The organism is Pseudomonas sp. Eth.TT006 (genome assembly GCF_054456575.1).
Window position 1 is genome coordinate 132,899 of record NZ_JBTJEN010000002.1, and the last position, 11,564, is coordinate 144,462.

An 11,564-nucleotide genomic window follows, 5' to 3' on the forward strand; every position below is an offset into this window, starting at 1 on the left:
CCCAGGAATTTTCCAGTGTTAAATATAGCTGCACGTTCACGGATTTTGTCGGCTAACTCATCGCCAAGTGTGATCGGTGCAACATCGGCGACGTTGGCTGCGAGTGGGTGGTCTGAGGGGGATTTTGCCTATTTCCAGCGGTCGCTTTGCGGAGGTTCTACGGGGGCGGCTGTTGAGATTCTTTTCCGCCCTGCGAATGATCAGGATCCTGCTCGACTCCTGTGGGAGCGGGCTTGCTCGCGAAGGCAATTTCATGGGCAACATCTGCTTGGAATGCCATTACGCTTTCGCGAGCAAGCCCGCTCCCACAGGTTTTGGTGATCAAGCGACCACTGCCTCCGCCGGCGAGACGATATTGGTCTTCATCCCGCGTGAGCGTCCCGAGCTCAGATAGGCCGCAATCGATTCCTGCGTTACCTCGCCGAGGAACACCCGCTCAGCATCCATCACCGGCAGCCACGCACGATTGAACTCGTACATCCGCGACAGCAGAATCCGCAGATGCTCGTCATACGCCGCCGTGGCGTTGAACTCGCGCAGGTACTGGCCGCAAGTGCCGGTCTGGCGATGCAGGTCACGGCGACGCACGTAGTCCAGCGCCTTGTTCTCGGCACAGGTCACTACCACGTAGCGGCGGTCATGCTCGTCCATCAACTCCAGCGCATCGGCCACCGGGGTTTCCGGGCTGACCGACGGCGCGTTGTCGGCAGCGTCTTCGGCTTTCACCAGCAGCAGGCGCTTGAGCGTACTGTCCTGGCCGACGAAGTTGCTGACGAAATCGTCCGCCGGATGCGCCAGCAGCGTGTCCGGATGATCGATCTGCAGCAGTTTGCCGGCGCGGAAAATCGCGATCTTGTCGCCCAGCTTGATCGCTTCGTCGATGTCGTGGCTGACCATGATCACGGTCTTGTTCAGCGCCCGTTGCATCTCGAAGAACTCGTTCTGGATCATCTCGCGGTTGATCGGATCGACCGCACCGAACGGCTCATCCATCAGCAACAATGGGGCATCCGCCGCCAGTGCGCGAATCACACCGATCCGTTGCTGCTGGCCGCCGGACAGTTCACGTGGGTAGCGATGCAGATACTGTTTGGGCTCCAGCTTGATCATGTTCATCAGTTCGCGGGCGCGGTCGTGGCACTTCTGTTTGTCCCAGCCGAGCAGCTTGGGAACGACGACGATGTTCTCCTCGATGGTCATGTTGGGGAACAGACCGATTTGCTGGATCACGTAGCCGATGTTGCGCCGCAGCGTTACTTCATCAAGGTCGGTAGTGTCTTCGCCGTTGATCAGGATCTTGCCCGAGGTCGGTTTGATCAGGCGGTTGATCATTTTCAGCGTGGTGCTCTTGCCGCAACCCGATGGCCCGAGGAACACACAGATTTCGCCTTCATTGACGGTCAGGCTCACCGAGTCCACGGCTTTGACATCTTTGCCGTTGCTTTGGAAGGTCTTGCTGAGGTTTTGAAGTTCGATCATTTCAGGAGTCCTTTTGGAGTCAACGAACGTTGCAGCCATTGCAGAATCAGGTCGGCGAAAATCGCCAAAAGGCTGACCAGCAGCGCGCCGACGATCAACATCGACATATCGCTGCGGCTGATGGAGGCGAGGATCAACACACCAAGGCCGCCGGCGCCGATGGTCGCGGCGATGGTCATCACGCCGATGTTCATCACCACCGCGGTGCGCACCCCGGCGAGGATTACCGGCACCGCAATCGGCAACTCGACCATGCGCAGGCGCTGGCCGAAGGTCATGCCGATACCGCGTGCGGCTTCACGAATGCCCGGCTCTACGCCGGTCAGGGCGAGGTAGGTGTTGCGCATGATCGGCAACAGTGAATAAAGGAACACCGCAGTAATGGCCGGCAGCGGACCGAGGCCCTGACCGAATTTCGAGTAGAACGGCAGCAGCAGACCGAACAGCGCAATCGACGGCACGGTCAGCAACACCGTGGCGCTGGCCTGCAACGGGCCGGCGAGGGTCGGGAAGCGCGTCATCAAAATGCCCAGCGGCACACCGATAAGGATCGCCAGACTGACCGCGATACCGACCAGGGTGATGTGCTGCCAGGTCAGGTGCATCACCTGCTGCCAGTCGAGGTGGGAAAAGGCGTTCAGCAATTCCATGACTTTTCCTCCTTAGTTGAGTGGGTGCTGGCGCAGGAAATCTGCGGCGACTTTCGACGGGCTTTCGTGATCGACGTCGACCCGCGCGTTGAGCTGGCGCATGGTCTCGTCGTCGAACAGTTGCGCCAGCGGCTTGAGTTGCTCGGCCAGTTGCGGGTGCTGGTGCAGATACGCCTGACGCACCACGGGTGCTGCGGTGTAGTCCGGGAAGTAATGCTTGTCGTCTTCCAGCAGTTTCAGGCCGAAGGCGTTGAGGCGACCGTCGGTGGTGTAGACCAGACCGGCGAACACCTGGCCGTTGCGCAGCGCGGTGTAGACCAGTCCCGCGTCCATCTGGCGAATGTTCTTGCGGGTCAGGTTCATGTCGTAGAGCTTGACCATACCGTCGAGACCGTCGGAGCGGTTGGCGAACTCGGTATCCAACGCCACCAGATGATTGGTCTTGGCTTCAGCGCGCAACACGTCGTTCAACTGGCTGATGTTGGTGATCTGCGGATATTCCTCGGCGACTTTCTGCGGCAGTGCGAGGGCGTAGGTGTTGCTGAATTTCGACGGGGTCAGCCAGACCAGGCCCTTTTTCGCGTCGAGTTCTTTCACTCGGGCGTAGGACTGTTCGCTGTCGAGTTTCTCGGTGACATGGTTGTAGGCCACCAGCGATACCCCGGTGTACTCCCAGAGCATGTCCAGTTGCCCGCTTTCGTGGGCGCTACGCGCGAGGTTACTGCCCAGACCGCCAGTGATTTGCGCGTCGTAACCTTTACTGCGCAGGTATTGCGCGGTGATTTCCGCAAGCAGGGTTTGTTCGGTGAAAACCCGGGCGCCGAGGCGAATCACCGGTTTGTCAGCGGCTTGGGCGATACCTGCGAACAGCAGGATGCAGCCCGCTATCAATCCCAAAGACGAGCTAAATCGTTTCATATTCATTCCTTCGCAAAAGCCTTAAGACGGGCGCAAACCGCGTTCCAGCCAGAGGCGGCTGGCGAGGGTGACCACGCCATCGAGCAGCAGGGCCAGCAGCGCGGTGCACGCGGCGCCGAGCAGCAGTTGCGGCTGATTGTTCAGGGCGATGCCAGGGAAGATCAGGCTGCCGAGGCTGTTGGCGCCGATCAGGAATGCCAGCGGCGCGGTACCGACGTTGATCGCCAGCGCCACACGCACACCACCGACGATGATCTGCACGGCGTTGGGCAACTCGACTTTCCACAGCACCTGACGCGGGGTCATGCCGATGCCGACCGCGGCTTCTTTCAGCGAGCCCTGCACATTTTTCAGGCCTTCGTAGGTGTTGCGCACAATCGGCAGCAAGGAGGCGAGGAACAGAGCGAAGATCGCCGGACCGCTGCCGATGCCGAGAATCCCCAGGGCAATTGCCAGTACGGCCAGCGGTGGCACGGTGTTGCCGATATTGAAGATCTGCATGAAGCGTTCAGCGCGACCGACCATCGACGGGCGGCTGAGAAAGATACCGGCGGGGATGCCCACGACCAGGGCGGCCAGCATTGAAGCGAGAACCAGAACCAGATGAGCTTGCAGGTAAAACAACAAATCGTCGCGGTAATGCTCGATGGTGTTGATGCCGATCCAGTGGACCAGCAGGGCCAGGAGCGCGATCACCACCGCACCTCCCATCAGCCCTTTGCCATAGCGGATAGCCACAGGCGGACTCCTTTTCTTGTAGTCGGCGAGCGCGGTCCCGTGTGGCATGCCGTACTTGGCCGCCGGGACAGTCGTTCGCGAGAAGCAGCTGTTTTTCAGAGCAGGCAATTGCTGCTTGAAAGCGAGCCATGAGCGCAGCCTCGTCAGGCTAACGTGCTGATTTTTCAGCCCCTGACGAAAATTCGTAACAGGGGATGGACGTCTCCGTGCGTTAAAAGGTTCCCACATCAGATGCCATCTGGCCACCTGTCGGGGCTGCCGAAGGCAGCGATCTTTTGGTCTGGCTTTTGAAAAACAGAGCAAAAGATCGCAGCCTTCGGCAGCTCCTACAGGGTTTTGTGTGACTGAGGGACGGTGGTTCGGCGGTTACTTTTTAAGCTATACTCGCCGCCCTTTTTTGAATCACCGCCAGGCGATTTCCCATGACCAACCAGGCCGCCGAAGTCGCGAAACGCCGCACTTTCGCCATTATTTCCCACCCCGATGCCGGTAAAACCACGATCACCGAAAAGCTCCTGTTGATGGGCAAGGCGATTGCAGTGGCCGGTACGGTGAAATCCCGTAAGTCCGACCGCCATGCAACATCCGACTGGATGGAGATGGAGAAGCAGCGGGGTATTTCCATTACCACGTCGGTCATGCAGTTCCCGTATCGCGAACACATGATCAACCTGCTCGACACCCCGGGCCACGAAGACTTCTCCGAAGACACCTACCGCACCCTGACCGCCGTGGACTCGGCGCTGATGGTGCTCGATGGCGGTAAAGGTGTCGAGCCACGGACCATCGCGCTGATGGACGTCTGCCGTCTGCGTGACACGCCGATCGTCAGCTTCATCAACAAACTCGACCGTGATATCCGCGACCCGATCGAACTGCTCGACGAAATCGAAGCGGTGCTGAAGATCAAGGCCGCACCGATCACCTGGCCAATCGGTTGCTACCGCGACTTCAAGGGCGTGTACCACCTGGCCGACGACTACATCATTGTCTACACCGCCGGTCACGGGCACGAACGCACCGAAACCAGGATCATCGAAAAACTCGACTCCGACGAGGCGCGCGCGCACCTGGGCGACGAGTACGAGCGTTTCCTCGAACAGCTGGAACTGGTGCAGGGCGCCTGCCACGAGTTCAACCAGCAGGAATTCCTCGACGGTCAATTGACCCCGGTGTTCTTCGGTACCGCGCTGGGCAACTTCGGGGTTGACCACGTACTCGACGCCGTTGTCGATTGGGCGCCGCGTCCGCTGGCCCGTGTCGCCAACGAGCGCACCGTGGAGCCCGTGGAAGAGAAGTTCTCCGGTTTCATCTTCAAGATCCAGGCGAACATGGACCCGAAACACCGCGACCGCATCGCCTTCATGCGTATCTGCTCCGGCAAGTACGAAAAAGGCATGAAGATGCGCCACGTGCGTACCGGCAAGGACGTACGCATCGGCGACGCCCTGACGTTCTTCTCCTCCGAGCGTGAACAGTTGGAAGAGGCCTACGCCGGCGACATCATCGGTCTGCACAACCACGGCACCATCCAGATCGGCGACACCTTCAGCGAAGGCGAAGCGCTGGGCTTTACCGGCATCCCGCACTTCGCCCCGGAACTGTTCCGCCGCGTACGCCTGCGCGATCCGCTGAAATCCAAGCAACTGCGCCAGGGCCTGCAACAACTGGCCGAAGAAGGCGCGACCCAGGTGTTCTTCCCGGAACGCAGCAACGACATCATCCTCGGCGCCGTCGGTGTGCTGCAGTTCGACGTGGTCGCCAGCCGCCTGAAAGAGGAATACAAGGTTGAGTGCTCGTATGAGCCGATCACCGTGTACTCCGCGCGCTGGATCGAATGCGGCGACAAGAAGAAGCTTGAGGAGTTTTCCAACAAGGCGGTGGAAAACCTGGCGCTCGATGGCGGCGGTCACCTGACCTACCTCGCGCCGACGCGGGTGAATCTGGCGCTGATGGAAGAGCGCTGGCCAGATGTGAAATTCCGCGCGACGCGTGAGCATCACTAAGCCCGAACATCTAAAACCCTCGAGTTAAAGCTCGTCCCCAGGCCCGCCAGCATTCGTTGGCGGGCTTTTTTGTGCGTGTATATTTCTACCGTTGGTCAGGAAAATCGATATACCTGTCATATATGACAGTAGGCGAATTTTGACAATTGTTTTATCAATGGCGGTGTGAAGAAACTAAGCAGGAGTCTGATTATGAACGACGTATATGATAAACCTTTTCTAAGTAAATCCGATCTGGAAAAAAGCTTGAGTTTTGTTTGGAGTCTGGAAGCGTTTCCCACTGACGTCAGCGAGATTGAAAAAAGCTATGGCGAAGGTGCATTGGATAACTTGACGCAGACAGCCCGGGACGATGTCGTTGCATTGTTTGTTAATGCTAGAAATTCTTACGCGGCCTTGAATTTTGTTGAGGAACATACGATAGATATTGCTGAGCAGCTTGTAGCATTTGCTCACGCGTTGAAGACGTGGGCGGATTCTGTAAGCGACGTTGTTACTGAATTAAAGTTGTCGGATGGGTTTAGAAGGGTTGAAGATCTGACAGATGAACAAATACAGGCTTTTGATACGGGAGAGTTAAGCGTCGATGCACAATGTCAGTTTGTTAATGTGGCAGACACTATGCAGTTTTTGAAAGCTAGTGTTAGCGGCGCTATCGAACTTGTTAAGGTGGCGGAGGGTTGGTCGATTGGGTTGACGCAAGACGCAAAAGTAAACATTCAACCTCTTATTAGGAGTTTGTTGGGTGAATATGGCGAGGCTGCTTTGGATAACTTTGTTAAAGCTAAGGGTGCTATGGATATTTTTTGTGAGTGTAAAAGAAAAAGAAAGGTCTGAAGTTGATGCAAATATGCAAGGAATGGAGTCAGGTATTGTGCGCCAAGCTGTTTATAATGGTGTAGAGGAAAGACATAACGCACGTATTAAAAGTATCAAGTGTGGAGGTGTGGCGGGTAGTTTGTTTGTTTCTAATTATAACCTGTATGCACAGTTGCAGAGGGTAAACAAGTTTTTTTATGTGCGTGGGCCAGGATTGAAGCAAATCGTCTCATTGTGGAAGAATGCAAATGCTTTTGTACAATCCTCACATTTAAAGCTTTCGTTGGTGAATGATAAGCGAAGTCTGAGGCTGTTTGTTAAAGATGTTACGGCCAGTTCAAAAGACTGGCAGCAGATAAAGAATGATGTACAGGAAGTCATAAATATTTACCGGCGTATGTAAGATAGGCTTATTGGATGGTTAATACTCCGTGGGCGTGCAAGAGTATTTCATATCAGGTAAGAATCGATTAGAAGGAATGATGTCATGGCCGATATTCTGGGCTACGGCCCATCGCATACCAAAATAACCAGTGACGATGTAAGTAAGGTGAAATTCTACGTGGCGCAGGGCTTGGCGCTGCCGCAAAGCATAGAAGATATTAACAGGAAGTTTGGCTGCTCTGAATTTACCGAAGCCAGAGAAGGAGTCACCTCAAGTCAGTTGCAAGGTTTTTGTAACTCTGTGTATGCGAACGCTTCGAGTTGGGACGACATTGAATTTAAAATGCTTGATGTGGCTAGTCAGTTGAGTGCATTTTATGCTGATTTAAAAGAGTATGGTGGGGGCGCAGTTGAATTAATAAAAAAAATTCCAGGGTATGAAAATTACAATAAAAAATTCAATGAGCTTGCTGAGGAAGACCGTGTTACGTTTTATATGAAGGTTGATATTACTGACGCCGACGCGGCTAGGGAATACGACGACGTTGATGATTTCGTTCAGACCGTTGTCGATTCTATTGAAGCAAAGCGAAAAAAAACATCGCAGGTGAAGGAAGAACTTAAGAGCTTTGGAGATGAACTGGCGAAAATTGAAAAAGATCTCGGCGTTCGGCTCAATGGTGTTGTGAAAGCAAATGCAAGTGAGAGACTCAGCGATATATCGACGAAGCTTATCGAAATCAATGATCGGATTAACAAGCTCAGAAAAAAAACGGCTTTTGAATGGTGGGAATGGACGATTTGCGGATTATATGGCCCTGTTGGCGTCGGGGTTGGCTTTACAATAAAGGCTGGCAGAGACGCCGCAGTCAATGCAGATATTCAAAAAGAAAGGGCTAAGGAGCGTGAGTTAATCTCGGAGCAGGAAACCATAATAAAAATCATGGCCGATTTGAAAATCTTACAATCGAATCTGTCAAGTATGGTGATTTATGTAGCAGGCGCTATCGAGGGCGTAACTCAGCTTGAAACGCTGTGGTCTTCAACATTAACGGAAATCGAAGAATCAAAAAGCACGCTGACCAGACAGAAAGAGTGGAAATTTCTCCATTCATTCGTTAACAAGATGGAAAGTGTGTTGGATCGTTGGGATAGAATCAACAAGAACGTCGAAGATCTAAAAAAAGCGCTATTGGCCTGAGCTCGAGGAAAATGCCATGGATATTAAGATCGCTGAAATATATGTGCCTGCGGTACTTAAGTTTAGAATTTCGCTTAAGAACTCGGGTGTCATGCTCGCTGACTTGTACATTAAAGCGCTAAATGATGAACTGGCCAGGCTGAGGAAAGCGCATGCCGCAACCGATGAGTTAATAAATAAGTCACTGGGGGGTTATGAGGCGATTATACGTAATAAAGCAATCGCTGGTTATCTGGTTAGCGTCAAGGAGCTTCAAAAAGGTAGCGATGTGGAGGCCACTACCGATACATCCGAAGAGCTAAAGGATGAACTAAATAATCTTAAGGGTAAGTTGAAAAAAATAATCGATGACCTTCGTTGGCAGATTGATAGTGTTCAAACCGTAAAGCTCAGCAATGTGGATATTCAATATTGGGAGCTTGATGCGAGACGCAATGATTTTATGAAAGATTTACCTGAGGATAAGCTGAAGTTGACGGCGCTTCTAGAAAAGCGTGACACCGTCCAGCAGGCAATAGATGAGTATGAGTCCAAGACAGTTATTGATAAGGTAATGCCTGCCGCTGAAATTGTTAAGGAGGGTGTTGTTGCTGTGATTGATGAGGGCGGAAATCTTGGCAAGTCAGGTAAGGCGGACATGAGGGCAGAGGCAGGTAAACAAGCGATCAAGGCGGCGGCGAACATTGCAATAGAAGTCTTGAAGTCGGCCAACGAATCGATAAAGTATGAGCAATTACTGCAAGCCAAGGCGTACCTGAATCGTGAAGTCGAAATCCGCGAAGAGAAAATGTCAATTCAAGAAAAAGAGTTAAATGATATTGACAATAGACGTGCTCAATTGGCTGCGTTTAGAGCTTTTGCTGGTCTTCGTGGGGATTACGTTGTTGAAGTAAATAAAATCAAAGATTTTTTGATCGAGTATTTCAATAGTGTATTTGTTAATGACATGCGCGAGGTCGGCGAGGTTGTGTTGGTTGGGGAGAGTTTTTCAGAACATAGCCCTGAGTTTTCAACGTTTCTGAACAGGTTCCAGTTTTCCTGGTCGCGGATGTGGGATTATGGTTCGTGAGGGATACGTTTAAGGTTTTATCAGGTTTAAATTATGGCTCCGTTTTATAACCCCACAACAAAAAATTGTGGGGTTTATTGCCCGCCGGCCGCATTTCTGTGGCGAGGGAGCTTGCTCCCGTTGGGCTGCAAGGCAGCCCCGATTCTGATCGCTTCGATCTCCCCGGGAAGCGCCGACCCAGGTTTACGACTGCTGCGCAGCCGAGCGGGAGCAAGCTCCCTCGCCACAACGAGTCGTAGGGTTGAAGGGATCGATCACTGCCCTGCGGCAACTCCAACCGATCCGACAAGCGATCCACCGCCAGTTCACTGAGCATCACCAGTTGCGCAATCCCCGGCAAGCCCGAGCCTTCGGCAACTCCTACAAGGGGGGTATTGGTGTGTAGGGTATTTCGTGCACGGCTGTGGGCTTGCTCTGGATTTGCGGTTTCGCCGGTTTTGCTTGAGACAACCATGCAGCCGGCAGCTAGTGTTTCCCACTCACGCCCCCTCCAAGGATCAAGGGAATGCAAGGCCGGCTCACCCCATTTCTGCACTTCGCCCGTTATTTCAGCACCATGGCCTGGGTGCTCGCAGCGCTGCTGTTCATCAATCGCCTGAGCAGCATGGTCAAGCTGTTCATGGCGTTGTACCTGCGTCAGGAGCTGGGGCTGGCCATCGAAACCGTGGGCTGGCTGTTGTCGGGATACGGCGGCGGTCTGCTGATCGGTTCGATGCTCGGCGGGTTGCTCAGTGACCATCTCCGTACATCGCGACTGACGGCGGCGTTGTTCTTTATTTCGATCTGGGTGTTGCTGGGGCTGGGCGTCACCACGCAGGTGCCGTGGCTGGCGGGGTTGCTGGTGCTCAGCGGGATTGTCGACGGTGCAATTCGCACGCTGCATCAACGGTTGATCATGGAGTATTGCGACGAGGCGCAGCGCACCCGCGCCCAGGCCTTGAGCCGTATCGCGCGCAACCTGGGCATGGCCGCCGCCGGAGTGGCGGGCGGGGTGTTGGCGCAGTGGGATTTTCGTTGGCTGTTCTTTCTTAGTGCGGCGATGACGTTGTTGGCGCTGCTGTGGTTTGTGTACACCACCTGGCGGCGACCGGTGCTGGCGCCGCAGGACACACCCGCCATGCCATCAGACGTGGGCCTGCCGCTGCGCGACAAACCGTTCCTCTGGTTGTTGGCTGCCACCGTCCTGCTGGGCATGGCGTTCGACACGGTCTACAGCACCCTCGGCAATTATCTGCGTGATTACTACCGCTTGAGCACCGAAGCCATCGGCTGGCAGTTCGCGCTCAACGCGATGCTGGTGGTGGCGCTGCAGATTCCGTTGTCGCACTGGGGCGAGCGCTGGGGTTCGCGGCGGCAGTTGATCGCCGGGTGTCTGCTGCTGGCCTTGGGGCTGGGCATGCTTCCGCTGGGCTCGGGGCTGCTTTATGTGTGCCTGTCGACCGTGATCTGGACGTTGGGCGAGGCGCTGTTCATGCCGCCGCTCAATGTGTTGGTGATGCGCCACGCGCAAAGCGGCAGGAGCGGCCAATACTTCGGGCTGTTTTTCATGAGCTGGAGCGCAAGTACGTTGCTCTCGCCGGTGTTGGTGGGGCAGCTTTATGGTCGCTTCGGCGGGCACAGTGTCTGGTTGTTCAGTTTGGGGCTGGCGCTGATGGGCATCCCGCTGCTTTATCTGGCCACGGCTGCAAGTGATCGCAAAAGCGCAAACGCCGCGAGGCCTGATGCCGCCTCGCTTAGCTGATGCGGTTATGGGGTTTATTCGAAAGCGGTCTTATACGCACGGGCAATTCCGCCTGTCCGTTAGCGTCCTATCTGGTGAACCCGGCTGTTCGGAACTAGATTTCACAGAGCGCCAGCCAGGCACGCGTGTTCACCGGCTAAAGGATGGAATCAGCTATGAAGAGCAGATTGCTACGCGTTTTATTGCTGTTGAAAGTGATGGTCATGCTGTCTATCGGCACTGCGACGGCGTGGGCCGACTGTGAGAGCCACGACACTCAGGCGTTTAACGGGCCAATTGGCCACAACGGACTGATGCTCGCCAAGTCCGAGGCTGAGCCGGGTGATCAGGGGCAGGGTGGCAGTGCCGATGATGATGACTCGACCACCGACGAGCCAGATTCCGACGATCCGGATGACGGCGACAGCCAGACGTAGCCGCCGGCAAAAGAAAACCCCTTCTTCCCCGACTGATGCGCAATCGGGGGAGAAGGGGTTTGGTTAACGCTTTGACTCTCAGTCCAACATCATCCCTGTGGGAGCGGGCTTGCTCGCGAAGACGGCGTGTCAGACGGCATCTG

At 54.8% G+C, this 11,564-nt stretch carries 11 protein-coding genes; 7 read left to right on the forward strand and 4 right to left on the reverse strand.

Features of this window, described 5'->3' with window-relative positions; all coding sequences use genetic code 11:
- Positions 1-321: 321 nt before the first annotated feature.
- From ACXR0M_RS03760 to ACXR0M_RS03775, 4 genes are read right to left on the reverse strand one after another with little or no spacing between them, the layout of a single operon-like run.
- Positions 322-1,479, reverse strand: a complete 1,158-nt coding sequence (locus ACXR0M_RS03760) for an osmoprotectant ABC transporter ATP-binding protein OsmV (RefSeq protein WP_458830045.1) — start codon at positions 1,477-1,479, stop codon at positions 322-324.
- Positions 1,476-2,129, reverse strand: a complete 654-nt coding sequence (locus tag ACXR0M_RS03765) for an ABC transporter permease (protein WP_458830047.1) — start codon at positions 2,127-2,129, stop codon at positions 1,476-1,478. Before ACXR0M_RS03765 ends, ACXR0M_RS03760 begins: the two co-directional genes overlap by 4 nt.
- Before the next feature lie 12 nt (positions 2,130-2,141).
- Positions 2,142-3,047, reverse strand: coding sequence for a glycine betaine ABC transporter substrate-binding protein (locus ACXR0M_RS03770; RefSeq protein ID WP_458830049.1), 906 nt, complete (start codon positions 3,045-3,047; stop codon positions 2,142-2,144).
- Between the two features lie 21 nt (positions 3,048-3,068).
- Complete coding sequence (locus tag ACXR0M_RS03775; protein WP_458830808.1) at positions 3,069-3,758, reverse strand: ABC transporter permease; 690 nt, start codon at positions 3,756-3,758, stop codon at positions 3,069-3,071.
- A 449-nt stretch (positions 3,759-4,207) separates the two neighbouring features.
- Here ACXR0M_RS03775 and ACXR0M_RS03780 point away from each other — a divergent pair, with 449 nt between their 5' ends.
- The 7 genes from ACXR0M_RS03780 to ACXR0M_RS03810 all read left to right on the forward strand — a co-directional run bounded on the left by ACXR0M_RS03780 (position 4,208) and on the right by ACXR0M_RS03810 (position 11,421).
- Positions 4,208-5,791 carry a peptide chain release factor 3 gene (locus tag ACXR0M_RS03780; protein WP_458830051.1) on the forward strand — a complete coding sequence of 528 codons (1,584 nt, stop codon included), beginning with the start codon at positions 4,208-4,210 and terminating at the stop codon, positions 5,789-5,791.
- A gap of 192 nt (positions 5,792-5,983) precedes the next feature.
- Positions 5,984-6,628 (forward strand): hypothetical protein, encoded by a 645-nt coding sequence (locus ACXR0M_RS03785; RefSeq protein WP_458830053.1) that lies wholly within the window; start codon positions 5,984-5,986, stop codon positions 6,626-6,628.
- The gene (locus ACXR0M_RS03790; protein ID WP_458830055.1) at positions 6,600-7,013 is read left to right on the forward strand and encodes a hypothetical protein; all 414 of its coding nucleotides are present in this window, start codon (positions 6,600-6,602) and stop codon (positions 7,011-7,013) included. Before ACXR0M_RS03785 ends, ACXR0M_RS03790 begins: the two co-directional genes overlap by 29 nt.
- An 84-nt stretch (positions 7,014-7,097) precedes the next feature.
- Positions 7,098-8,195: an alpha-xenorhabdolysin family binary toxin subunit A gene (locus tag ACXR0M_RS03795; RefSeq protein WP_458830057.1), complete on the forward strand. Its 1,098-nt coding sequence runs from the start codon at positions 7,098-7,100 to the stop codon at positions 8,193-8,195.
- 16 nt (positions 8,196-8,211) lie between these two features.
- Entirely contained in the window at positions 8,212-9,264 is a 1,053-nt protein-coding gene (locus ACXR0M_RS03800; protein WP_458830059.1) for a hypothetical protein, read from the forward strand.
- Positions 9,265-9,769: 505 nt separating this feature from the next.
- Positions 9,770-11,005, forward strand: a complete 1,236-nt coding sequence (locus tag ACXR0M_RS03805) for an MFS transporter (protein ID WP_458830061.1) — start codon at positions 9,770-9,772, stop codon at positions 11,003-11,005.
- A gap of 155 nt (positions 11,006-11,160) precedes the next feature.
- Complete coding sequence (locus ACXR0M_RS03810; protein WP_458830063.1) at positions 11,161-11,421, forward strand: hypothetical protein; 261 nt, start codon at positions 11,161-11,163, stop codon at positions 11,419-11,421.
- Positions 11,422-11,564 lie beyond the last annotated feature (143 nt).

What these genes read in the sequence shown, in the direction of transcription:
- ACXR0M_RS03760 (WP_458830045.1), bottom strand. Translation starts at nt 1,479, where the DNA reads ATGATCGAACTTCAAAACCTCAGCAAGACCTTCCAAAGCAACGGCAAA.
- ACXR0M_RS03765 (WP_458830047.1), bottom strand. Translation starts at nt 2,129, where the DNA reads ATGGAATTGCTGAACGCCTTTTCCCACCTCGACTGGCAGCAGGTGATG.
- ACXR0M_RS03770 (WP_458830049.1), bottom strand. Translation starts at nt 3,047, where the DNA reads ATGAAACGATTTAGCTCGTCTTTGGGATTGATAGCGGGCTGCATCCTG.
- ACXR0M_RS03775 (WP_458830808.1), bottom strand. Translation starts at nt 3,758, where the DNA reads ATGGGAGGTGCGGTGGTGATCGCGCTCCTGGCCCTGCTGGTCCACTGG.
- ACXR0M_RS03780 (WP_458830051.1), top strand. Translation starts at nt 4,208, where the DNA reads ATGACCAACCAGGCCGCCGAAGTCGCGAAACGCCGCACTTTCGCCATT.
- ACXR0M_RS03785 (WP_458830053.1), top strand. Translation starts at nt 5,984, where the DNA reads ATGAACGACGTATATGATAAACCTTTTCTAAGTAAATCCGATCTGGAA.
- ACXR0M_RS03795 (WP_458830057.1), top strand. Translation starts at nt 7,098, where the DNA reads ATGGCCGATATTCTGGGCTACGGCCCATCGCATACCAAAATAACCAGT.
- ACXR0M_RS03800 (WP_458830059.1), top strand. Translation starts at nt 8,212, where the DNA reads ATGGATATTAAGATCGCTGAAATATATGTGCCTGCGGTACTTAAGTTT.
- ACXR0M_RS03805 (WP_458830061.1), top strand. Translation starts at nt 9,770, where the DNA reads ATGCAAGGCCGGCTCACCCCATTTCTGCACTTCGCCCGTTATTTCAGC.
- ACXR0M_RS03810 (WP_458830063.1), top strand. Translation starts at nt 11,161, where the DNA reads ATGAAGAGCAGATTGCTACGCGTTTTATTGCTGTTGAAAGTGATGGTC.